The sequence below is a fragment of the Turicimonas sp. TL08 genome, from assembly GCF_054660695.1.
This window is the reverse complement of sequence record NZ_BAAGDP010000009.1, coordinates 61,964-84,883: the sequence shown is the minus strand read 5'-3', so window position 1 is coordinate 84,883 and position 22,920 is coordinate 61,964. Positions and strand designations below refer to the sequence as shown.

Genomic DNA, 22,920 nt, shown 5'->3' with positions numbered 1-22,920 from the left:
ATCCTAACGAATCTTCAAAGTTGAAAGACCAATTAATACCAATACAATCGTGATAATCCAGAAACGGACTACCACCTGAGTTTCTTTCCACCCCTTCATTTCGAAATGGTGGTGAAGAGGCGCCATTAAGAAAATTCTTTTACCGTGAGTAAGTTTGAAATAACCGACCTGCAAAATCACAGACAAGGTTTCCATCACAAATATGCCGCCCATGATGAAGAGCACCAATTCTTGTCTGGTGATGATAGCCATGGTTCCTAATGCACCGCCTAAAGCCAAAGCCCCAACATCGCCCATAAATACTTGAGCAGGATAGGCATTAAACCAAAGGAAGGCCAAGCCGGCTCCGATCAAAGCTGCTCCCACCACTACAACTTCACCAGCTCCCGGAACATAGGGGAAGAGTAAATAGTTAGCGTAGTCCACACGGCCAACCACATAGGCAAAGATACCAAGAGCAACGCCTACCAGAGCACTCGGCAGAATTGCTAAACCATCCAGACCGTCAGTTAAATTAACGGCGTTGCTTGTTCCCACAATGACAAAATAACTGAGAATAATGAAACCCCAAATTCCAATAGGAATCGAAACACCCTTCAGGAACGGAATTAACAATCCGCTTCTATCCGGAAGCTGAATAGAACCGAACCCATTTGCAATCCAGTCTCCAACCAGAGACCAAATACTTGAAGTATCAGGTGCGGCCACTGCAAAGGCCAAGTAAACGGAAGCGATTATTGCGATAAGGGACTGCCAGAAATACTTCTCTCTTGATTTCATCCCCTCCGGATTGTGATGAACAACTTTTCTGTAGTCATCTACCCATCCGACGGCTCCGAGCCCGAGGGTCACGAATAGAACAACCCAAACGAAACGGTTGCTCAGGTCCATCCACAAAATCGTCGACAATCCGACGGCAATCAAAATAATGATGCCTCCCATTGTCGGTGTGCCGTCTTTAACCAAATGAGTTTTAGGCCCGTATTCGCGGACGGCTTGTCCAACTTTCAGAATTCTTAGTTCCTGAATGACTTTCGGCCCGATAGCCAGTCCAATAAAAAAAGCGGTAAGAGCTGCAAAAACTGCTCTTAAAGTCAAGTAGTTAAAGACTCTTAGCCATCCCCACCCACATGTGTCAGCCAACCACTGAAACAAAGCTAATAACATGTTTATTCCTTTCCAACCTTTTCTTCCAGTTTTGCAGCGATGTTATAAAGTTTCATGAAATTTGAAGCTTTTATGAGGATTGCATGAGGACCGCTGTTTAAAAGTTCTAACACTGCTTCAAGCAGTTCTTCTTTATTTTCGAAATGCTTTGCGCCGGGACCGAAGCTTTCGACTGCATCGATCATTCGATTACCGGTACAGAACAGAGTTTGAATACCGACGTCTGCAGCATACTTACCAATTTCTTTATGACAATCTACGCTTTGGACCCCAAGTTCTCCCATATCTCCCAAAATCGCCAGGGTGGGCATTTCATTTGCTGCCAACATTTTTAAAGCAGCAATCATAGAGTCAGGGTTCGCGTTATAACTGTCATCAATCAGAAGACTTCCGTCTTTCAGCTTGAAAGTTTCGCCTCGATGAGCAACGGGTCTGAAATTTTCCAACCCCTTCTTAATATCACAAAGGTCTCGGCCGACTGCATACTCAACGGCAGCAGCACAAACGGCATTAACAATATTGTGATCTCCCAAAACATTCAACGCGATATCGATTTCTCCCGACGGTGTTATCAAGCGGAAACCTTTATCGATTTTTTCACCGGAGACATCGCTGCACGGAGTCCCGAAAGAAACAATTCTTCTGGGACCGGCTTGTTCATGCCAAAGATTGCAGTACGGATCGGCTTCGTTAATAACGGCAACCCCGTTAGGAGGAAGCATTTCATAAACCAATCCGTTTTCTCTCGCGGTATCTTCCATTGACAAGAGGAACTCTTGATGGTCACGCATCGTATTGGTGACCACGGAAACTGTCGGTGCCACAGCTTTAACGAGCGCTTCCATCTCTCCGACATGGTTCATACCAATTTCAAAAGCGGCCACTTGGTGATGAGAGCGCAGACGCCATAGCATCAGAGCCACGCCCATGTCGTTATTAAGATTGCCTAATGTGCCAATCCATTGTGTTGGTTCGTAGCGGTTGCTGATGATGGACAGAATCATTTGAGTAGTCGTGGTTTTACCGTTGCTTCCGGCTACAGCAATAACCGGCAGAGAAAAACGCTTTCTCCACAGACTAGCCGAATCCAAAAGGGCTTTTCTCGTGTCGGGCACTACCACCTGCGGGATGGAAACGGGGACGATATGAGAAACTACAGCAGCCGCTGCACCGTTATCAGCAGCGTCCTGAACAAAATCATGTCCGTCTCTTTCGCCTTCGATGGCAAAAAACAGCCCGTTAGGCTGAACTTTTCTTGAATCAATTTCTACAGAGGAGAATTTAATTCCCGAGGCTCCTTTGACGGATGCTTCCGGGCCTAAAGCCTGGGCCAACTCACCAATCGTCATTAGGGGTTCACTCATTCAAATTTTCCTTTCTATTCTTTAAGTTTTTACGCGCTTCTTCCACATCTGAGAAATGGTGTTTAATTCCATTTATCTCTTGATAATCCTCATGCCCTTTACCGGCGATTAGAATGACATCTTCAGGAGCAGCGTTCTTTATTGCAAAGCGGATAGCTTCTGCGCGATCAGGAATTCTGGTTACTTTCTCCGCACCGGAAGCCACTTGCTCAATAATTTTTAGCGGATCTTCACTTCTTGGATTGTCGCTGGTGATAATGGGTTCATCTGCCGTGGCGGCTACCCGTCCCATCAAAGGACGTTTACCGGGGTCGCGATCTCCTCCGGCACCCACCAATACCCAAAGTTTGCCTTTGCGCTGGGTTTTTACTTCCTGCAATGTTTCAATCGCTTTTTCCAGCGCATCGGGAGTATGAGAGTAGTCGACAACCACTAACGGATTGGCTCCGACTTCTGCTATCTGCATACGTCCCGGCGGCGGCACCAACTTTTGAGAGGCTTCGCAGACCTTCTCAAAATCAATTCCTGCGGCTAGAGCACACCCAACGGCAGCAAGATAGTTTTCGACATTAAAGTTTCCGACAAAGTTGCACCGGATGCTTTTAACTTTATCTTGCCAATGCAGGTCGAATGCTATTCCATGCTCCGTGTGACATAGATTAGAAGCGTATAGATCCGCTTCTTTCTTGCGGCTATAGATAATCCGAGTCACATCGCGGTTTCTGATCTGCTGGATATAACGTTGTGAATACTCATCATCGAGATTAATCACTGCACTTTCCAACTCAGGCCAGTTAAACAAAATTCCCTTGGCGGCCGCATAGTTTTCCATCGTCTCGTGATAGTCGAGATGGTCACGAGTCAGATTTGTAAAGGCGGCAATTTTGATGCTCAAGCCTTCCATGCGCCCCTGTTCCAGACCGATGGAACTTGCTTCCATCGCAAACGCCTGACACCCTTCATCTCTGAGCTGAGAAAGTGTTGATTCCAGAGTCAGAATGTCCGGTGTTGTCAGCGAAACAGTCGGTATCTTTTTACCTTCGAAATAGCATCCGATGGTTCCCAGAACGGCACAAGGCACTCCGCAGGAACTTAGCAAGTAAGAAATCCAGTGAGTCGTTGTGGTTTTGCCGTTTGTTCCGGTTACGGCAATCCCTGTCATGGATCGTGACGGATTACCGAAATAAGCTGCGGATATTTCAGGGAGCATCTCTCTGAGATTGCTGACTTCCAGCTGATTATCAGGAAGTTCCAAATCTCCTAGACCTTCCCGTACAACACAAGAAGCACCGTTTTTTAAAGCGATTTCAATAAAATCTCGGCCGTCATGGGCTCCTCCCGTGACGGCAAAAAACACATCGCCGGGCTTAACCATTCTGCTGTCAAGGCACAGTTTGGATTCAGCCCGCGCGTATCTAGTTATAAAGTCCAATATATCTGAAAGGTCAGGCACCGCCAGTCTCCTTCTTCAGTCCTTTGCCCACGTCGTTAGAGGCGCGAATTCTCGGCGGCTTCTTAACCGGCGCAGTTTTATTACTTACAGGCTGCGGCGCAGCCTTTTTAGCTTTGCCTTGGGCAACCGCCTTAAGCGATTTGTCCTTCCCCTGCTGTTTAGCATCATTCTTTACGTAGGTTGTCTTGGGTGTGACGGCCTTATCCGGGTTGACAGCCATAATTCTTAAAGTTCCCGCAACAATCTGGGAAAACAGCGGCGCCGCTGCAGTTGAACCCCAGTGTTTGCCCTTCATCGGCTCATCAATCATTACACCAACGACAATTCTCGGGTTAGAGGCGGGAGCATAACCGGTAAAGCTAGCCACGTATTTCTTCACATACTGACCGCCCTCAAGCTTATAAGCAGTTCCGGTTTTGCCGGCAACGCTGAATCCTTCAACCTGTGCTCGAGTGCCTGTCCCGCCTTTTTCGACTACGCTGGCAAGCATAGCTTTCATTTGATTCGCCGTTTTCGGACTGTACACAACCTGAGGCTGTGCCGGCTCTCTATCTTTCATAATAGACAGAGGCACCATATCGCCCTCTCTGGCAATAGCGGTATAAGCTTGGACCAGTTGGAGCAAAGAAACCGTCACGCCGTGCCCGTAGGACATTGTCGCCTGTTCAATCGGACGCCAGCTCTTGGCCGGTCTCAATCTGCCCGGAACCGCTCCCGGGAAACCGATATTGGGGGCCTTGCCGAAGCCTAACTTGTCATAGTAGGACCACATTGTTTGCGGCGACATCAACAAAGCAACCTTTGAAGTTCCTATGTTGCTTGACTGCTGAATGATTCCGGCAACAGTAAGTTCTTTGCTGTAGTGAGAGTCCCCAATGCTTCGCCGTCCGAAAGTCATGCGATGACCTATTTGGAATAATGTATTGGGCGTAACTTTCTTTTCTTCCAGGCCGGCAGCTACCGAGAACGGCTTCATCGTCGAGCCCGGTTCATACGTATCGGTGATCGCTCTGTTGCGGATAGCCTGACGGCCAATCTTTCTTCTAACATTGGGGTCAAAGCTTGGATAATTAGCCAAAGCCAAGATATCTCCCGTCTGTGTATCAGCAACGACGACGGCTCCCGCTTTAGCGTTTAAATCCTTGACTTGTTTCTCGAGTGCTGAATAAACCAAGTACTGAATTCTGGTATCGATCGTCAGTCTTATATCCTCGCCATTTTGAGGTTCTCTAATCCATACGTCATCGATAATTCTCCCAAGGCGATCTTTCATCACACGGCGGGAGCCTGTTGTCCCTGTCAGAAGCTTATCAGCCGAAAGTTCGACACCTTCGACTCCGTTCCCGTCTATGCCGGTTAAACCGACAATCTGAGCAGCAATGACGCCGTCCGGGTATTGTCTTAAGTATTCACGGGTGGAATGAAGTCCTGCAATATTCAATGCAAGAACTTCATTGGCTACATCATTAGGAACCTGACGCTTCAAATAAACGAAAGTTCTCTTTGAAGAAAACTTCTTCTTAAGCTCTTGCTTAGGAACTTTCAGCAATGAGGAAAGTTTTTTAAGCTGTTCTTCCGTAATATCGGTGTCCTGCGGAATAATCCACAAACCTTTTCCGGGAACGCTGGAGGCCAGAACGGCGCCGTTTCTATCCAATATTCTTCCGCGCACGGCAGAGACGTCTAAAGTTCTCTGAAAACGCATCTCTCCCTGTTTTTGAAGAAATTCGGTATTGAATCCGAGCTGAAGGTAAGCTAAACGACCAATCAGAACCAAAAAAGAAAGGACGATGATGAAATACAGAAACCTAACGCGTCCGGCAGGTACACGAATAGACAACAGATCCTGAACGCTGTCGTTAGCGCCTCTGATTTCCTCGGGAGAAGAAGATATCCAACCTTTGATTTTATTAATTATTTTCATGGTGCGGCAGCCTCCTTAGTTGGCTTGACACCGGCTGCCCCGCTGGAAGATGGATTTTTAAGCGACGGGGTCGGGTGGATGATGACTACCTCGTTATTGTTAACAGGGGCAAGTCCTTGGAACTTCGCCGATGACACAATGTTTGACGGCTGTTCCAAAGAGGCGAGTTCTACTTTTGCCCGATTCAACTCATCGATCAGGGAATGATAAGTCTGCTGCTCTCTCTCGAGCTGAATAAACATCGTTCTATAGGTATGGCGGTTGTAGACAATACGAAGCCCGCAGGCGAAAATGCCTACTTCGATCAAGATGATTACAAACACCAAAAACCTGAACTCTTTCATTATGCTAACTCCAGTCCCTTCCAAGGAGTACTTGTTCTGGATGCAAAGCGAAGAATTGAACTTCGAGCTCTAGGATTGATTTCTAACTCTTCTTTTGAAGGCACGACTTTCTTGCCTTTGCTGAATAAAGGCTGAGGAAGCTGCTCTGCACGCAGCGGCAATCTAGGATCAATTCCTTTGTCAGGATTTGCGCACATATCAAAGAAGTGTTTAACAATGCGATCTTCCAAAGAATGGAAGCTGATAACTTCTAGAATTCCTTCGGGCTGCAGCAGAGAACCGGCAGCATTGAGAGCTTGTCTCAACTGTCCTAGTTCATCGTTAATAAAAATACGGATACCTTGGAAGGAACGCGTTGCAGGGTGCTGATCACGATCCTTCTTATTTCTCGGTACTACCGATGCAATCAAATCTGCCAAAGCCTTGGTTGTAGTAAAAGGCTCTTTAGCTCTTTTTTCACAAATAGCGGCCGCGATCCTGGAAGAGAATTTTTCTTCTCCGTAAAGCTTTAAGACGGAGGCTATTTCCTCAGCGGCTGCTTGATTGATCCATTCGGCTGCCGTCATTCCGGTACTTGTATCCATGCGCATATCGAGAGGGCCGTCAAATCTGAATGAGAAACCTCTTTCTGCATCATCGATTTGCGGACTTGAGACACCGATATCTAGGAGGATGCCGTTGACAGAAGTAATGCCAAGCTCGACGAGCTTTTCTTCCATTTCTGCAAAAGGAGCATGAATGATCCGGAAGCGAGGATCCGTTATCTCTTCGGCCGCTTTGACAGCAGTCTCATCTCTGTCAAACGCGTACAGCTTCCCCTCGGGAGAGAGTTTTTCAAGAATTAGTCTTGAATGTCCTCCTCTTCCGAAAGTGCCGTCTACGTATATGCCTGAAGGATCTCTAACCAGAATGTCAGGAACCTCTTTAGCCAGCACAGGAATGTGTTTGAAATTCTTTGCGATGTCCAAAGCCAATCCTTAAAAATTAAATGCAGCTGCTATTTCGGACAGATTCTCTGACTTTGCTTGTTCTTCGCTCTCTTCCAATTTCTGGGCATCCCATAGTTCGAAATGCTGACCCAAACCGACTAAAACAACCTCTTTACGGTTTAGGCTGCAGCTGCTTCGGATCTCTTGCGGAATCAGCAGGCGACCGTTAGCATCCATCTCAACATCTATAGCCGAACCCATAACAATTCTTTGGAATGCGCGGGCAGCAAAAGGAAGGGCCATTAACTCTTCTTTCTTTTTCTGCCACACAGGACGAGGGTAAAGAAGTGCGCATCCATCAGGGTGTCTTGTAAAAGTAAGTTGTCCGGAGCACAACTCCTCCAGGGCCTTGCGAAACCTCGCAGGCACTGAGAATCTCCCTTTAGAATCGAGAGTAATGTGAGGAGAGCCTTGGAACAATTTTTATTTCCGAAACATTAATACACCATGGACCTCTAATTTTATCCACTTTTTAGCCACTTTTTTCCACTTTTTAGCGCTCTGCCCTATCGGTAGGACGCTAATATAGATTCAGAGATAAAACTTTGTTCCCAAAATGATTTTTCTTTAACGTAAAAAAATTATTTTTTCCACTGGGTGAACTTTGTTTTCAAAAAACGAAACAAAACGTGAAGAAGAGGAGAGAAAAGAAGAAAAAGTTTGCCGTAAGCCGGATTCTGTCCGCAATAAATTGCGCGATGATCATTCATCTAGAATATAAGTCGCCTTATATTTCGAGCCACCTACCCACAGTCTCGCCGGACAGGGTCAATAACTGTCTATTTGGTGTTGCTCCGCGTAGAGATTGCCCGTTTCAACCGGACTTAACCGGCTCGTCTCTGTTGCTCTAATCCTCGCCTCACGGCGGAGAGGTGTTACCTCCTACGCTGTCCTATGGAGTCCGGACTTTCCTCAGAGCTAACGCCCTACGATCATCCGGCAAACTTCAGGCGCTACTTTAGTTGCTTTTTACAAAAATTTCAAATGGCCAACATCGAGTAACTACTCACTTCAAAATCTCGGGATACATTTTCATTTTCTTTTAACAAGTTATTGACGATCTAGAAACACGGCCTTCCGCCCGTTTAAGAAAATCGTGCTAAATCGCAATAGAATTGAACCGTAGAAAAATCATATAAATTTGTTGGGAATCAAGTGAAAACAAAAACAAAGGCTCTTCTGGCACTTCTACCTCTTGTTGCGTTTCCTTCGATTGCTTTTAGTGCGGGATGGGATTCTTTTTGGTCGGCAATCGGTGAGACGCTTCCGGCGTCTGTCAGCGACAGTGATGAAGGTTATTTTTCTAAAACCTGGGACGGTTTAAAAACCATCATGCGGGATGGAAACACCGGCCTTTTAGTGCCTGCTTACACCATTCATCCGGCGTGGGACTATCCGAACAGGCGTCAGGAAAACGGCTACACATGGGGTGGCGGCATCTCCAGCAACTACATTGATGCTCGCGGCAATCGCCGAATTCTTTATGCGATGGCGTTTTCCGATTCCCACAATATTATTGAACCTTTCATGGGCTACGCGTGGTTGGCTCGATGGAAGCTCGGCTCAAGTCCTCTGCATCTGGAGACGGGATACACCCTCGGTTTAACGGCCCGTGCCGATTACCGATGGATCCCGATTCCTGCACCCCTGCCTCTGCTAGGAGTTGGAACCGACAACTTAACTTTCTACGGAACTTATGTTCCCGGAGCCAACATTTTCTTTTTCTTCGGCAACTTAGTCTTTTCCGACAAGAGCTTCAGCTATTCCGAGCTTCCCGAAGAATCTAAATTCAATAACAAAGTTATGCTTTACGGAGGGGGCGGTTGGCAGAAAACAGATATGAACGGCCTCGGAGGGGCGAGCATATCTTCGAATCCTGCTTGGACAGCTGGTGCTCGTGTATTTCTAACCAAAAACTGGGCAATTGACGCCAATGTCATCCAAAGCAAACATAATGTTAAATATTTCGGTCAAAAAATAGGTTCTTACAAATTGACCGGATACTCTTTGGCGCTTCAATATCATTTCTTAGCCTCCAAAGACGTTTCTTTATATGCCGGCATCGGCGCAGGTTTCTTCCGGCTGAACAATCTACAGCAGAACCCCGGCTGGCACTCTCGGAAGAACGCCTTCTCGCCGGTTATTCAGATAGGCACAACCTTTGCTTTGACCAAACATATTCAATTAACCGGCGGTTTGGATATGGCATTTCCGCGATACAAAGGACGAAATTCCTACGGGGAAACATACTCTTTGAGGCCTTCTCCTGCCACGTTCAAGGCAGCAATCGGCATTACATTTTAAGGTTTGAATTAAGTTTTCGGATTAGTATAGCGTCCTTACTAGGACGCTTATTTTATTAATCGGAGTCAACATGGATCGCAATGAAGCTCTTTTTGACAGAGCCCAAGAATCAATTCCCGGAGGCGTGAACTCTCCTGTTCGTGCATTTAAGTCAGTTGGCGGAGTTCCTCCTTTTATCAAAAAAGCTTTAGGCCCTCATCTTTATGATGAAGAAGGCAAAAAATATATCGACTACGTTGGCTCCTGGGGTCCGATGATTCTCGGCCACAACAATCCTGCAGTTATTCAAGCCGTCAAGGAAGCCGTTGACAACGGTTTAAGTTTCGGCGCTCCGACTCAAGGAGAAGTTTTAATCGCTGAAGAAATTAAGAAGATTATTCCTTCCATTGATGAAGTCCGCCTTGTTTCCTCCGGCACAGAAGCCGGCATGAGCGCCATCCGCTTAGCCAGAGGCTACACCGGACGCAACAAGATTATTAAGTTTGAAGGCTGCTACCACGGTCACAGCGATGCTCTTTTGGTCAAAGCCGGCTCTGGCTTACTGACCTTCGGTACACCGAGTTCTGCCGGTGTCCCTGCAGACGTGACTAAAGACACCATTGTTTTGGAATACAACAATTGCGACATGCTTGAAGAAACCTTCGAAAAAGAAGGTGACCAAATCGCCTGCGTTATCGTAGAAGCAATCGCAGGCAACATGAACATGGTTCCTGCTACTCGCGAATTCATCACCAAGATGCGCGAACTGACAGCAAAACACGGAACCGTGATGATTGTAGACGAAGTGATGACAGGCTTCCGAGTCGCTTTGCACGGCGCACAATCCTTATACGGCGTAACTCCTGATCTGACCATGTTCGGCAAAGTCATCGGCGGAGGCATGCCTGTTGCAGCCTTCGGCGGCAAAAAAGAAATTATGGACTGCATTGCACCGCTCGGCCCTGTCTATCAGGCCGGCACGCTCTCCGGCAACCCGGTTGCCGTTGCCTGCGGTCTTGCTACGTTGAAGGCCATTCAAGAACCGGGCTTCTACGACAGACTGTCCGTTCAAACAACCAAACTCATCAGCGGCTTGGTGCAAATTGCTAAAGAAGAAGGCGTTGCTTTCTCCGGACAATGTACCGGCGGTATGTTCGGCATTTACTTCCGTCCGACTTGTCCTGCCAGCTTCAAAGAAGTTATGGAATGCGACACCGATAAATTCAAGACTTTCTTCCATGCCATGCTTGATAACGGTGTTTACCTTGCTCCAAGTACTTTCGAAGCCGGCTTTGTCTCTATCACTCACGACGACTCCGTTCTGAGCAAGACTTTTGAAGCTGCACGAAAGGCCTTTAAAGAAGTTAGAAAGGTTCACGGATAATGAGAAGTTCTCTGCTTTTTCGCCTATTCTTTATTTTTATTTTTCTTTTTGGCATTCAAATTCAGGCCGCTCCTTGGGCGCCAAAAACCAAAAGCAATTTCGTAAAAGCAGAGCTTATCTCTTCTATGGCCGAAGCCACGCCCGGCTCGACCATAGAAGTCGGCCTGAAACTAACTCACGATCCTCATTGGCATACTTATTGGAAAGCCACCGGCGACAGCGGCCTTCCCACAGAGATCCAATGGACGCTCCCGGACGGATGGAAAGCCGGCGACATTCAGTGGCCGATTCCCAAAGTATTTAAGCTCGGGACGCTTATCAATTACGGTTATGACGGAGAAGTCCTTCTTCCCGTACAGATCACTATTCCCGCCGACCAGCCTCTTGGCTCCTCAGCCTCATTGAAAGCGGAGGTTTCTTGGCTCATGTGTGCGGAACAATGCGTTCCGGGTAGAGCCTCTCTTTCCTTAGATATTAAAGTTGGACCAAAGTCCGTTCCCTCTGACGCCTACGACATCTTCCAAGAAACACTCAAGGACATCCCATCCGACAGCATCCCCGTTACTGCAAAAATTGACCATTCAAAGAAACTTATTGAGTTGTCTTTTCCGGATAAAGGAGCATTAGAGAACGTCTACATCTTTGCCCAAACGGCAGATTCCATCTCTTATGGAGCACCGCAAGAGATTGTCCCAATGGCTAATGGTTTTTCCGTTTTCCTACACGCCACCGAATTTATTAATACAGGGGACACTTTCGAGGGATTAATTCTGGTTAACGACGGCAAGGAATCTCAAGGCGGCTGGGCTAAAAACTTCAGTGCACCGTTAAAAGAAGCCTCCTTAACGATTCCGGTTAAATCAGAACAACTGAATTTGTCTCAAGGCTCATTACTGATTTCAGCCTTCTTTGCCTTCCTCGGCGGCTTAATTCTGAATTTAATGCCTTGTGTCTTCCCTGTTCTTTCTTTGAAGATAATCGGCATCGTTGAAAACCGAGGCACTAAGAACTTGTTGCCTCACGGATTCGGATTCTTAGCAGGCATTTTGCTCACAATGCTTGTTCTGTCCAGCCTGCTTATTGCGGTTAAGTCGACGGGTGCAATGATCGGTTGGGGCTTCCAACTGCAATCTCCTTTCTTTGTCTGCGCTTTAGCAACCTTATTTATTGTTCTCTCGGTAAACCTTCTCGGATTTTTTGAATTTAGCTTCACCCCGCGAATTTCAGGAACTGCTGTAGCGAAAAAACGTTCTCCTTTTCTGGAGAGCTTCCTCACCGGGGTTCTTGCGGTTTTTGTGGCATCCCCCTGCACTGCTCCTTTCATGGGGGCTGCTCTGGGCTATGCGTTAAGTGCCTCTTATATTGAAACTTTGTTCATCTTCTTAGCCTTAGGCTTAGGCATGGCTCTGCCTTGGTTTTTACTCACCGTTTTCCCGTGGCTTACACGCTGGCTTCCTAAGCCGGGGCAATGGATGATCACATTCAAAAAGTGGATGGCTTTGCCTATGGGGTTAACAGCCCTTTGGCTCCTTTGGGTTTTATCTCAACAAATCAGTATTCTTGCGTTTGCCTGCATTTGTACAGGTCTTCTCTGGTGCTGTGCTGCCCTCTATTTTTACGGAAAGTTCCAATTCGGCAAGCTTTCGGCGAAACCCGTTGCCGCCGTTCTTGCTGCCGCAACATTATTTTTCGTAGGAGGAGGCTTAACGCTCTCAGCCATCTCTCCGGTACAAGAAGTCTACCAAGGAGCAGACAGTTGGTCCCCGCAAAAGGTGGACGATGCCCTCAAACAAGGAAAACGAGTATTTGTGGACTTCACGGCATCTTGGTGCTTAACATGTCAGGCCAACAAATTAGCCGTTCTGCGCACCTCTGAAGTCCAAAAAGCTTTCAAAGACAATGACTTTGTCGTGCTTGAAGCCGATTGGACGAACTACGATGAAAGAATCACAAAAGTCCTGGAACATTTCGGCAGAAGCGGAGTTCCTCTATATGTCGTTTATGAACCGGATGGGTCTACGGAAATTCTTCCGGAACTGCTGACACAAGAAATTGTTCTCAAGGCCATCAAAAAGAATACGAAATAATCGCCTGCTGATGAGTTCAACATGGAAAAAGGATGAGGAGGAGATAGACGCTTCTCCTCATTGTTTGTCCTCATGCGTTAACAAGTTCATAGTTCAAAACTCTAAATTCGAGGAGGAAGCCTGTAACATTCCTTACAGTTAAAATAAAAAGAAGATTCAATCATGGCTGTCGCATCCTCCTGGACATCTCGCTTAGGCTTCATTCTCGCCAGCGCCGGTTCTGCCGTGGGCTTGGGAGCAATTTGGAAATTCCCGTACTTAGCCGGAAACAACGGCGGTTCCGTTTTCCTTTTATCGTACTTATTATTCACCTTTACCGTTGGTGTAGCCATGCTCATCAGCGAGTATGTTGTCGGAAGAGCCGGGCGTGCCGGCCCTATCGGTTCCCTTACTAAAGTAGCAGGAAAGGGATGGAGAATTTTCGGTGCGATCGGAGTTCTGACGGCTTTCTTGATTCTGTGCTTTTACTCTTGTGTCGGCGGCTGGTGCATTAAGTACTTCATTGACGCATTATTCGGAAACGGCTTAGTTTCCAATGCCGATGAACTCAATAAAAATTTCGGCAATTTCGTCAGCAACGGCGTAATCGCCTATCTCTACCAGTTGGTATTCTTAGCCATCAACGCGTGGATAGTATCTCGCGGAGTCCAGAAAGGAATTGAACGTTTGGCAAAAGTTTTAATGCCGGTTCTTTTCGTACTTATGTTAATTCTTATTGTCAGAGGATTAACTCTTCCTGGTGCGATGCAAGGTCTGGAGTATTTGTTTAAGCCCAATTTCTCGGCTTTCACTACTGAAGCCGTCTTCAATGCGATGGGATTCACATTTTTCTCTCTGTCGCTTGGAGCAGCTGTGATGGTCACCTATGCCGGTTATCTTTCGGAAAAAGTTAACCTAGTCTCTTCGACTGCTTGGATTGCATTTTTAGCGATCTTATCTGCAGTCCTAGGCGGCTTAATGGTCATGCCCGCAGTGTTTGCTTTCAATCTCAGTCCGACAGCAGGCCCCGGTTTAACATTTGTCACGATGCCGGCCATTTTTTCCCAGATGCCTTTCGGCGCATTCTTCGCTGCTTTGTTTTATTTCTGCTTGGTAGTAGCTGCCATTACCAGCTCCATCTCAATGCTGGAAGCCGTAGTGGCGGCCGTTCTCACCTCCAGAGGAACTGACAACCGCTCAATTATTACTTGGATTATTACCGCTGTTGCGGCCGTCATCGGACTTTTCTGCACGTTAAGTTTCGGATCTCTGGCGGACTTTAAGATCTTCGGCAAGAACGTTTTCGATCTCCTCGATTTCCTAACAAGCAACGTCGGCATGCCGATTTCTGAGATCGGCTTCAGTCTAGTCGCCGCTTGGATTGCTTGGGAAGTCACCGCTAAACAGCTTGCGAGTGCCAAACCTGTAAACAAGACTCTTCTCTGGGTTATCAGAATTGGCATCGGCGTTTTAGCACCGCTGCTCATCATCACAGTAGTCCTCACCGGCATCTTTTAATAGCTTTTCATCAAGTTCCTTCTACGCCTATAACCGCAGAAGGAACTTTTTATTATTCACAATGAAATTATTTAACCCAGCAATGGGGATTTCTGTATGCGTGAGAGTGGAAAATTCCGCTTGTTTCGTTAATAATCAGTGATAAGAAGGCTCGTACATTTGTTCCTTAACCCAGGCTTTTATATCAACAGGAAACGTTATGGAGCACCGGCCGTTTCTTTGCGCGTTGCTAAGAATGTTAGCCGCTATTGAGCAACATACCTCTCTTACCTTTTCAAATGGAGGGTAAAGAGCTCCGCTGGCAAGATCTTCCTTGGTCACCATATCGGCTACAGTAAGGGATGCAATAAGAAAGTCTTCATCTTCTATTGTTGAAAGCTTCCCTAGAAGAGCAGCAAGACCAATAGCAGGATAGATATAAGCATTGTTTCCTTGGCGCGGAGTTAGTGTTTTGCCATTTAGATTCCATTGAGGAAATGGAGAACCGGTTGCTACCAACGCCCGACCTTCGGTTGCCCGATACGCCTCTTCCGGAGAACATTCAGATTTACTGTTTGGATTGGAAAGAGGAAAAATGATGGGCTGTTTGTTGAGTTTTCCCATCTCTCGGAGAACTTCCTCCGTAAAGGCACCCCCTGCAGTTGAAAGGCCAATAAGAGCGGTCGGTCTGATGGTACGAATACACTTTAGCAAATCTCGTTCCGGGGCCATCGATTTAGCATAAGGAGCATGACCGTGAGCACAATTAACACGATCTGAAGTAACAAGTCCATCTACATCGAAAAGATACATTTGGCTTCGGGCCTTCTCCAAAGAGGTGCCGTCAATGACATTCATAGCAGTGCAGAGCTGATCCGCAGATCCTGTTCCTGCCTCTCCTGCTCCGAAAAAAAGAACTCGTTCATCCGAAAGTTTCGAACCTTTTGCTCGTGCCGCTGCAATAAGGCCGGCTACTACTATACTGCCTGTTCCTTGAATATCATCGCTAAAACAACTGTAACGGTGTCTGAAGCGGGAAAGGAGAGCGAAAGCGTTTGCGTTGCCAAAGTCTTCGAACTGGATCACAGCACCAGGCCAGCGCTTTTTAATGTTGTCAACGATCTCTTCTAAGAACAAAAAATAGTCTTTTCCAGAGATCCGATGATGCCGATGACCGAGATAAAGCGGATCCTTGAGATAAGCCTCATTGTTTGTTCCCACGTCAATTGTAATAGGCAGCGTGCGCGATGGGTCAACACCTGCAAATGCAGTATAGAGGCCCAGTTTTCCAGCTGGGATCGGCATTCCGTTGATACCGAGATCTCCAAGTCCCAGAATGCGCTCTCCGTCGGTCATTACAATCATGTCTACATTTTTCTGAGAAACATTGGCGAGAATCTCATCTATGCGACCTCTTTCCTCCCAACTCAAAAACAAACCCTTAGGGAATCTCCAACAATGTGAATAGTTCAAGCAAAGTTCTGCTACAGCAGGTGTGTAGGCAATAGGAAGTATTTGGGAAACATGATTAATGAGAAGATAGAAAAAAAGTGTTTCGTTACTTGCATGGATTGTCTGGAGAAATAGTGCCTTTTGAAAAGGTGTATCGCATAACTCCAGTGTGCTAAGGACAGCCTGGGCTTGCAGCTGCAGTGTAGTTGGCACAGGGGGCAAGAGGCCCTCTAGATTGAGTTGGTGGCGAGCCTTCATCGTATACGCCGTGGAATGTGTGTTAGCCGCATCCAATAGTAAGTCAAGTCCTGTTTTCATATTTTTCTCCTTTGGTGAAGACTGTGATTCTGGCGTCCACTATAGGGCGTTGCACTGCTCTTGAAAATGGAAGATTAGAAACTTAAACTTGCAAAAACTACAACAAATAGTTGAGAATACATCCTGATGAAACCTTCAGAAAATATCCAAAACTGGCGCTTGTTGCATGCTCTAAATAAAAAAGGAACACTATCCTCTGCTGCCGAGGTGCTTGGAATTGAACTGTCGGAAGCCTCACGGAGAATTTCAAGTTTAGAGAAAGAGTGTCAAACGATTTTTTTAGATCGTAATAGTCGTCCGGCAAAAATCACTCTCGAGGCTAAGCGCCTAGACGTTCAGGCAGGGCGTATCGCTCGAGCTTATAACGCCGCTTTATTGCAGCTAGAGGCAATTCAGAAAGAACAAGTCGGTCGAAAACAAATACGAAATATCCGTATTAGCCTCCCGGCTAATTTTGACAAAGTACCGTTGCTTTGTGCTTTGTACGAATACGAGCAGAAGCATACCGACCTTCATTTGGAATTTTCCGCTGACAGCGGGATTGAAGCTCTTCTCGAGCATTTAACCGACATCTCAATGGCTGGATATCTTTGGCGTGGGAAAGGAGTCTACGCGCTCCCGATCGCCCAATGTTTTAATTTCATAATGGCCTCAACTCATTATCTAAGACGCTGGGGAGAGCCTCGAACCATTGATGAACTGCTCTCGGGCAAGCATCGCATTCTTATGCGCAATCGTAACAATCGCTTCTTTTCGGATAAGCTCACAAACGGTGAGCATACCGCCTACGTCCCTTCCTCTGCCGACATTTTTTACGGAGATGCAGCGGCTTGCCGTGAAATGTTGCTTTCAGGTTCAGGCATAGCCACCGATCTGAGTATTGGCTATGTGAGTGAATACATTGCGCAAGGGCTAGTTAAGCCGATTCTGGTGGGTTGGCACCGTGAGCCCTGGACTTTCTATGTGTATTGCCGCGCTGAGGATTCAGAAAATAACCTTATACGCACAATAATGGCTCATATAGCTCAAAAGGCTTTTAGCCAGATTTCTAATCAATGGGAATTTTGGTATGAAAGATTAGGTCTTCCTCGGCCTCCGGAGTTATCTCGGCCAGCAGACAAGAACGTAAGAATTACCAAATAACTTCTCTGTTATGTTGAGAAAAATTTCATAGTTGCGGAAAGAATACCTGAGTACAAGCTAGAAGGTCTTCATCGATAACTTCAGGAGGAACTTTTTATTATTCAAAATCAAATTATTCAAATTTAAATAATCTAGTTTTAAATAATTTGAAACTAAATTATTTAACTGTCAAAAAGTTTAACCTGTCTTCCGTAGGCTTGACTCAATCGGCTACGAGCTCCCTAATCGAAAAAAGAATCTTGAGAAAAACGGATAAAGGTTTATCGATTTATGACTTTCTGTTTGCAGCTTGGATAAAAAAACATTACTTTCAAACAAAACCTACTTACGGCCTCTAATTGCGATTCATGCGAGTTGCTGCAGGCTGCCTGTATGTTTTCCTAATCGCTCCATGCCTCTGCGTCGTAAAAAATGTCGGAAATAGTAAAATCTACCCAATCCAAGGAGTTTTTATGAAAGCCCAAACCTTATACGACAAAATAATTGAGCTTCACACTATTGAGAACTTAACAGCCGACGGTAAGGAGAGACTTGTATACATTGACAGAACGGTAGTCAATGAGTACACCAGTCCGCAAGCCTTTTCTCTCTTACGGGAAAACAAACTTCAAGTTTGGCGTCCCTGCGCCACACTCGGCACGGTAGATCACGTTAATTCAAGCGCTCCTGATCGAACCGAATTTCCTTCAGAAGAGAATTCATGTACCCAAGTTAAATATCTTCTGAAAAACGGCACGGATTTTAATTTTAAAGTCCTCAATAACGGCAACCCAAAGCAAGGCATTGAACATGTCGTCATGGTCGAACGAGGAAAGGTTCTTCCCGGAATGCTTATCGGTGCCGGCGACAGCCACACAGCCATGTACGGCGCTCTCGGAGCAGTTGCATATGGAATCGGGACTTCTGATATTTATCATTACCTCGCAACTTCTACCCTTCGCTATAAAAAGCTCAAGAATATGAGAGTCTGCGTTACCGGCCAGAGAGGCGCAGGAGTTTCGGCCAAAGACATTATTCTTTTCATTGTCAAAAAACTCGGAGCCGGCGGATGTACAGGTCACTGCGTTGAATTCTGCGGTCCGGTCATCAGCGACTTAACAGCAGAAGAAAGACTTACTCTATGCAATATGGCGGTCGAATGCGCAGCTCGTTCTTCAGTCATCGCCCCGGATGAAAAAGTATTCGAATATCTGAAAGGCAAGGAATGCAGTCCCACCGGCAAACTTTGGGACGAAGCCGTCAGCTTTTGGAGAACTTTAAGATCCGATTCCGACGCCGCTTTTGATAAGGAAGAAACTATTGACATCACAAGCTTAGAGCCCTCTGTTACCTGGGGCACTAGTCCCGATCAGAATTGTTTTATTTCCGAGGCTATTCCAAATCCGGAAGAAATCGAAGATCCTAAAGTTAGAGCCGATTTCGAAAGAGCCCTCTCGTATATGGGATTGAAAGCCGGACAAAAAATTAAAGGCTTGCCGATTACTCATGCGTTCATTGGTTCCTGCACAAATTCAAGAATCGAAGATCTTCGGGCTGCTGCCGCTGTCTTAAAAGGCAAGAAACTGGCCCCAGGTGTCTGGGCAATGGTCGTCCCGGGGAGCACACAAGTCCGTGCTCAAGCTGAACGGGAAGGAATCGACAAAATTTTCAAAGATGCAGGTTGGGAATGGAGAAATTCCGGCTGCTCTCTTTGTTTAGCAATGAACGGGGACATTCTCGGCGCACAAGATCGTTGTCTCTCGGCGACCAACCGCAACTTTGAGGGACGGCAGGGAGTTCAAACCAGGACTCACTTAGCCAGTCCTCAAATGGTCGCTCTAGCCAGTGTTAAGGGTTTTATTGCTGACATTCGGGAGGAATAGTTATATGTCTCAATTCACACAACTGACAGCTGTCGCTGCTCCGATGCCGGCATCCAATATTGATACTGACATCATCATGCCCAAAGCCTTCTTAAAAAGAATTGATAAAGAAGGCCTCCTCGATGGGCTTTTCCATGACGTCCGCTTAGACAAAGACGGGAGCGAAAGAAAAGATTTTGTTCTCAATCAAGAAGAATTTAGACGTGCTGAGATTTTGGTAACGGGTCCTAATTTCGGATGCGGTTCTTCTCGTGAACATGCCGTATGGGGTCTTCAAAAGAGAGGCATTAAATGTCTGATCGGATCCTCATTTGCCGGTATTTTCTTTGACAACTGCGCTAATAACGGCATCTTAGCTATCGTTGTCGGACCGGAGTGTGCGTCCTCTTTGATGCAAGAGCTGTCCACAAACGAATCAAAGAGTATTACCATAGACTTGGAGGCACAGACTATAAATACGCCTTCGGGAACCGTCATTGCTTTCGACATTGAACCTTCAAGGAAGGAAAAGCTGCTTAAGGGCTTAGATCCTGTAGGTTTAACGCTGAAATCTAAAGACAAAATAAAAAGATTTGAAGAAAAATACTTTAAGCAATTCCCTTGGCTTGCTTGATAAAGAATAACTCTCTCGCATCATTTAGTGTTGAGGTTTGAATGAACTGGAAGATTTCGCTAGGAATTCTGACAACTTGTACGGTTCTCATGTCGATGAGCTATACCATGCTCATTCCTTTCCTACCCATGTACCTCATTCAAGATTTGGGAGTGGCCAAAGCAGATGTAGACATGTGGTCGGGCCTTATCTTTTCGGTTACCTTTCTTATCAGCGGCATCATGGCTCCTATTTGGGGGGCTCTTGCCGATAAGAAGAGCAGAAAGTTAATGGCTTTGCGCGCTGGGTTCTGTTTAGCGATAACTTATTTTCTCGGTGGTATTGTTACCAATCCTTGGGAACTATTCGGAGTTCGATTCATTCAAGGCCTTTCAGCCGGCTTATGGCCTGCTCTTCTAGCCATTATTTCGGCAAGTTCTCCAAAACTAAAACTTGGATTTTGTTTAGGCGTAATGCAAGGAGGCATGACTGCCGGAGGCGTTCTCGGACCCCTATTCGGCGGTTTGTTGGCTGACCAGTTCGGGATGCGCGCCTCCTTCTTTATCGCGGGCGCCGCACTTTTCATTATTTCCTGCGTCATCCTTTTCTACATTAAAGAAGAACCCAGAAAGCCAAACCCGAACGCCAAACCTGTCAAAGTTTGGGACTTCTCGTTGTTAAAGATTCCTGCCGTCAAACGTATGCTGATCTGCGCCGGAATCGTTCAAATGAGTATTTTGCTTACCCAGCCAATCATGCCGTTATACGTTGCAGAACTCCAGGGCTCAATGGATAAAATCGTTCTGGTTTCCGGAATTGTGTTTTCCATCGTTGGTGTTTCGGGCGTCATTGCCTCTCCTATTTGGGGCATTCTGGGTCAGAACTGGGGCTATCGCCAAGTACTTTACTTGGCTCTTTTCGGCTCGGCAATTTTCGGCATTGTTCAAGTCTTTCCGTCTTCTTTAGAGGGATTTACTATTTGGCGTTTCATCGGCGGATTAACTTTTGCCGGAATTTTCCCTGCTATTAATGCAGTTCTTACAATTTCGACATCTCCGGCTGACAAAGGCCGTGTTTTCGGGTTATCTTACTTAGCCCAGCAGATCGGTTCAGTGATGGGACCAATTTTCGGCGGTATGCTCGCCGCGGCTTTCTCCTACAAGATTATTATCGGAGTCTCCGGTGCTATTCTTCTGCCGTTAGTGTTTTATCTCTGGATTAATCGACCGAAAGAGAAAGTCATGGCAACCGGCACACCTCTGGAAAAAGACCACTAAACTCAATTTTTACGAAAGAACATTATGAAATTCAGTCAGATGCTTAGCTCCTGTTGGGAGAAAAATGATTCCTTACTGTGCATCGGTTTGGATCCGACACCGGCAAAATTTCCGGAAAAGTTTAAAACTTCCTCTCGCCCGATCTTCGATTTCTGCACTGAAATCGTAGATGCAACAGCAGATTTAGTCTGTGCTTTTAAGCCTCAAATTGCCTACTTCTCGTCATCGAGCGCCGAACAGGAACTCATTGACATTATTGACTGGATCCACACTAACCACCCCGGCATCCCGGTCATTCTCGACGCAAAAAGAGGAGATATCGGAAGCACGGCGGCTCATTACGCTAAAGAAGTTTTTGAACGCTTTAAAGCTGACTGCGTTACTCTGTCACCGTACATGGGCAAAGACTCTGTTGAACCTTACCTTGAATACGCTGAAAAGGGAGAATTTGTTCTTTGCCGAACCAGCAACAAAGGCGGCGATGACTTCCAGATGCTTGATGTCGGAGGAGTCCCTCTCTACATCAAGGTTGCTGAGAAAGTCGCCGAATGGAATACCAATGGTCAGATGGGTTTAGTCATCGGTGCCACTTATCCTGAAGAACTAAAAAAAGCCCGTGCAGTCGTTCCTGACCTTACATTCTTAGTCCCCGGCATCGGAGCACAAGGCGGCGACATTAACGCCGCAGTAAAAGCCGGAATGAACAAGGAGAAGACAGGTTTAGTCATCAACTCCAGCCGTGCCATCCTTTACGCATCTAAAGAAGCGGATTTTGCCGAAAAAGCCAGAGCTGAAGCACTAAAGACAAGGGACGCAATCAATAAAGCACGCGGTTAAACTTCCCGCGTCACAGTCTCTCTAGGGGGCTCCCAGTAGGGACGGACTATATCTTCTTTCTGAGAAAAGAATTTCTTCAGTCTGTCCCGGAACCACTCCATAAAGATCCGATGACGCCGCACTCTCCAGTGAGAAGTCGACGTTATGATAAAACATTCATGAGGCGGATTTACCCAACCGGGAAGGATAGGAATCAGCTTTCCTGCGGCAATTTCTTCCGCACAATGAATTAACGGCAGATCGACGGCTAGACCCATTCCATCAAGCACGGACCTTCTGATTGCCAGGATATTGGCGACTTTCATAATGTTGCCGCAAACCACTTCTTCTTCGATCCCGTTCTTCACGAGAACCTTCGTGGGGTTTCTAACGGTTCCCGAATAAAGCAAAACGCGGTGATTTACCAAATCTCTCGGATGCAGCGGCATCCCGTACTTTTTGATGTATTCCGGTGAAGCAACCGGGACGTAGACGTTTCTTCCGCGGGAGAAACTAACGATTCTCGCGTCCTTAGGCTTGTAGGTAACCACGGCAATATCAGAACGGTATTGAAGAATATCTTGGATTGCTCCGCCCCCTCCGACTTCAAAGCTGATATCCGGATACATCACGTTAAATTCCATCAGCATCGGCATCATGAATCGAGTAACGAACCCAGGAGCTAAGGAAAGCCGGATTTTGCCGCTAAGTTGAGAAGAGCCCTGCTGCAAATCTGAAATCATCTCGTTGTGCATTTGAAGCAAAGGAACGATGTGACTCCTGGCTCTTTCGCCGACTTGCGTTAACTGCAAAGGCCGAGAATTACGCGAAAAAAGATCCTGACCAAGGGCTTTTTCCAGCCCTCCGATTGAACGCGAAACCGTAGAGACGTCAATGTCAAAATCGGCGGCAGTATCGGAGAAACTTCCAGTCCTGCAAAGGCTCACGAAAATTCTCCAGGCGTTGAGATCGTTTAACTTAGTCATTGG

The 22,920-nt window shown here is 46.5% G+C and carries 17 protein-coding genes, 1 other RNA gene and 1 pseudogene; 9 read left to right on the top strand and 10 right to left on the bottom strand.

The window, feature by feature from the left end:
* Nucleotides 1–3: 3 nt before the first annotated feature.
* From mraY to rnpB, 8 genes are all read right to left on the bottom strand, one after another.
* On the bottom strand, nucleotides 4–1,167 hold the full coding sequence (gene mraY, locus ACYQ4O_RS06310; RefSeq protein ID WP_308513239.1) for a phospho-N-acetylmuramoyl-pentapeptide-transferase: 1,164 nt from the start codon (nucleotides 1,165–1,167) through the stop codon (nucleotides 4–6).
* Nucleotides 1,168–1,169: 2 nt separating this feature from the next.
* Nucleotides 1,170–2,531 carry a UDP-N-acetylmuramoyl-tripeptide--D-alanyl-D-alanine ligase gene (locus ACYQ4O_RS06305; RefSeq protein WP_460175102.1) on the bottom strand — a complete coding sequence of 454 codons (1,362 nt, stop codon included), beginning with the start codon at nucleotides 2,529–2,531 and terminating at the stop codon, nucleotides 1,170–1,172.
* Nucleotides 2,524–3,984 (bottom strand): UDP-N-acetylmuramoyl-L-alanyl-D-glutamate--2,6-diaminopimelate ligase, encoded by a 1,461-nt coding sequence (locus ACYQ4O_RS06300; RefSeq protein ID WP_460175101.1) that lies wholly within the window; start codon nucleotides 3,982–3,984, stop codon nucleotides 2,524–2,526. The genes ACYQ4O_RS06305 and ACYQ4O_RS06300 overlap by 8 nt, the downstream gene beginning before the upstream one ends.
* Nucleotides 3,977–5,908, bottom strand: a complete 1,932-nt coding sequence (locus tag ACYQ4O_RS06295) for a peptidoglycan D,D-transpeptidase FtsI family protein (RefSeq protein WP_308513236.1) — start codon at nucleotides 5,906–5,908, stop codon at nucleotides 3,977–3,979. Before ACYQ4O_RS06295 ends, ACYQ4O_RS06300 begins: the two co-directional genes overlap by 8 nt.
* On the bottom strand, nucleotides 5,905–6,231 hold the full coding sequence (gene ftsL / locus ACYQ4O_RS06290) for a cell division protein FtsL (protein WP_460175100.1): 327 nt from the start codon (nucleotides 6,229–6,231) through the stop codon (nucleotides 5,905–5,907). Before ftsL ends, ACYQ4O_RS06295 begins: the two co-directional genes overlap by 4 nt.
* A 20-nt stretch (nucleotides 6,232–6,251) precedes the next feature.
* Nucleotides 6,252–7,214 (bottom strand): 16S rRNA (cytosine(1402)-N(4))-methyltransferase RsmH, encoded by a 963-nt coding sequence (gene rsmH / locus ACYQ4O_RS06285; protein WP_374041556.1) that lies wholly within the window; start codon nucleotides 7,212–7,214, stop codon nucleotides 6,252–6,254.
* A gap of 15 nt (nucleotides 7,215–7,229) precedes the next feature.
* On the bottom strand, nucleotides 7,230–7,661 hold the full coding sequence (mraZ, locus tag ACYQ4O_RS06280; protein WP_277030124.1) for a division/cell wall cluster transcriptional repressor MraZ: 432 nt from the start codon (nucleotides 7,659–7,661) through the stop codon (nucleotides 7,230–7,232).
* Between the two features lie 231 nt (nucleotides 7,662–7,892).
* Nucleotides 7,893–8,189, bottom strand: an RNA gene (rnpB, locus tag ACYQ4O_RS06275) — RNase P RNA component class A.
* A 207-nt stretch (nucleotides 8,190–8,396) separates the two neighbouring features.
* Here rnpB and ACYQ4O_RS06270 point away from each other — a divergent pair.
* From ACYQ4O_RS06270 to ACYQ4O_RS06255, 4 genes are all read left to right on the top strand, one after another.
* Nucleotides 8,397–9,545, top strand: a complete 1,149-nt coding sequence (locus tag ACYQ4O_RS06270; RefSeq protein ID WP_460175099.1) for an outer membrane beta-barrel protein — start codon at nucleotides 8,397–8,399, stop codon at nucleotides 9,543–9,545.
* A gap of 70 nt (nucleotides 9,546–9,615) precedes the next feature.
* Nucleotides 9,616–10,908, top strand: coding sequence for a glutamate-1-semialdehyde 2,1-aminomutase (gene hemL, locus ACYQ4O_RS06265; RefSeq protein WP_460175098.1), 1,293 nt, complete (start codon nucleotides 9,616–9,618; stop codon nucleotides 10,906–10,908).
* A gap of 125 nt (nucleotides 10,909–11,033) precedes the next feature.
* Entirely contained in the window at nucleotides 11,034–12,995 is a 1,962-nt protein-coding gene (locus ACYQ4O_RS06260; RefSeq protein ID WP_460175097.1) for a protein-disulfide reductase DsbD family protein, read from the top strand.
* Nucleotides 12,996–13,157: 162 nt separating this feature from the next.
* Nucleotides 13,158–14,492 (top strand): sodium-dependent transporter, encoded by a 1,335-nt coding sequence (locus ACYQ4O_RS06255; protein ID WP_460175096.1) that lies wholly within the window; start codon nucleotides 13,158–13,160, stop codon nucleotides 14,490–14,492.
* Between the two features lie 135 nt (nucleotides 14,493–14,627).
* Here the strand turns inward: ACYQ4O_RS06255 and ACYQ4O_RS06250 are convergent.
* A pseudogene (locus ACYQ4O_RS06250) lies at nucleotides 14,628–16,247 on the bottom strand (NAD-dependent malic enzyme); the annotation flags it as partial.
* Between the two features lie 120 nt (nucleotides 16,248–16,367).
* On the opposite strand from ACYQ4O_RS06250, the gene ACYQ4O_RS06245 reads away from it, so the two are divergent.
* The 5 genes from ACYQ4O_RS06245 to pyrF all read left to right on the top strand — a co-directional run bounded on the left by ACYQ4O_RS06245 (nucleotide 16,368) and on the right by pyrF (nucleotide 21,952).
* The gene (locus ACYQ4O_RS06245; protein ID WP_460175095.1) at nucleotides 16,368–17,384 is read left to right on the top strand and encodes a LysR substrate-binding domain-containing protein; all 1,017 of its coding nucleotides are present in this window, start codon (nucleotides 16,368–16,370) and stop codon (nucleotides 17,382–17,384) included.
* Between the two features lie 452 nt (nucleotides 17,385–17,836).
* Nucleotides 17,837–19,246 carry a 3-isopropylmalate dehydratase large subunit gene (leuC, locus tag ACYQ4O_RS06240; protein WP_460175094.1) on the top strand — a complete coding sequence of 470 codons (1,410 nt, stop codon included), beginning with the start codon at nucleotides 17,837–17,839 and terminating at the stop codon, nucleotides 19,244–19,246.
* A 4-nt stretch (nucleotides 19,247–19,250) separates the two neighbouring features.
* Nucleotides 19,251–19,859: a 3-isopropylmalate dehydratase small subunit gene (leuD, locus tag ACYQ4O_RS06235; protein ID WP_460175093.1), complete on the top strand. Its 609-nt coding sequence runs from the start codon at nucleotides 19,251–19,253 to the stop codon at nucleotides 19,857–19,859.
* Nucleotides 19,860–19,900: 41 nt separating this feature from the next.
* Complete coding sequence (locus ACYQ4O_RS06230) at nucleotides 19,901–21,115, top strand: MFS transporter (RefSeq protein WP_460175092.1); 1,215 nt, start codon at nucleotides 19,901–19,903, stop codon at nucleotides 21,113–21,115.
* Between the two features lie 24 nt (nucleotides 21,116–21,139).
* Nucleotides 21,140–21,952, top strand: a complete 813-nt coding sequence (gene pyrF, locus ACYQ4O_RS06225; RefSeq protein WP_460175091.1) for an orotidine-5'-phosphate decarboxylase — start codon at nucleotides 21,140–21,142, stop codon at nucleotides 21,950–21,952.
* Here pyrF and ACYQ4O_RS06220 read toward each other — a convergent pair.
* Nucleotides 21,949–22,917: a LysR family transcriptional regulator gene (locus tag ACYQ4O_RS06220; protein WP_308513223.1), complete on the bottom strand. Its 969-nt coding sequence runs from the start codon at nucleotides 22,915–22,917 to the stop codon at nucleotides 21,949–21,951. The genes pyrF and ACYQ4O_RS06220 overlap by 4 nt on opposite strands.
* Nucleotides 22,918–22,920 lie beyond the last annotated feature (3 nt).

Coding starts and splice junctions, on each gene's coding strand:
- mraY (WP_308513239.1), bottom strand. CDS start 1,167: ATGTTATTAGCTTTGTTTCAGTGGTTGGCTGACACATGTGGGTGGGGA.
- ACYQ4O_RS06305 (WP_460175102.1), bottom strand. CDS start 2,531: ATGAGTGAACCCCTAATGACGATTGGTGAGTTGGCCCAGGCTTTAGGC.
- ACYQ4O_RS06295 (WP_308513236.1), bottom strand. CDS start 5,908: ATGAAAATAATTAATAAAATCAAAGGTTGGATATCTTCTTCTCCCGAG.
- hemL (WP_460175098.1), top strand. CDS start 9,616: ATGGATCGCAATGAAGCTCTTTTTGACAGAGCCCAAGAATCAATTCCC.
- ACYQ4O_RS06260 (WP_460175097.1), top strand. CDS start 11,034: ATGGCCGAAGCCACGCCCGGCTCGACCATAGAAGTCGGCCTGAAACTA.
- ACYQ4O_RS06255 (WP_460175096.1), top strand. CDS start 13,158: ATGGCTGTCGCATCCTCCTGGACATCTCGCTTAGGCTTCATTCTCGCC.
- ACYQ4O_RS06245 (WP_460175095.1), top strand. CDS start 16,368: ATGAAACCTTCAGAAAATATCCAAAACTGGCGCTTGTTGCATGCTCTA.
- leuC (WP_460175094.1), top strand. CDS start 17,837: ATGAAAGCCCAAACCTTATACGACAAAATAATTGAGCTTCACACTATT.
- leuD (WP_460175093.1), top strand. CDS start 19,251: ATGTCTCAATTCACACAACTGACAGCTGTCGCTGCTCCGATGCCGGCA.
- ACYQ4O_RS06230 (WP_460175092.1), top strand. CDS start 19,901: ATGAACTGGAAGATTTCGCTAGGAATTCTGACAACTTGTACGGTTCTC.
- pyrF (WP_460175091.1), top strand. CDS start 21,140: ATGAAATTCAGTCAGATGCTTAGCTCCTGTTGGGAGAAAAATGATTCC.
- ACYQ4O_RS06220 (WP_308513223.1), bottom strand. CDS start 22,917: ATGACTAAGTTAAACGATCTCAACGCCTGGAGAATTTTCGTGAGCCTT.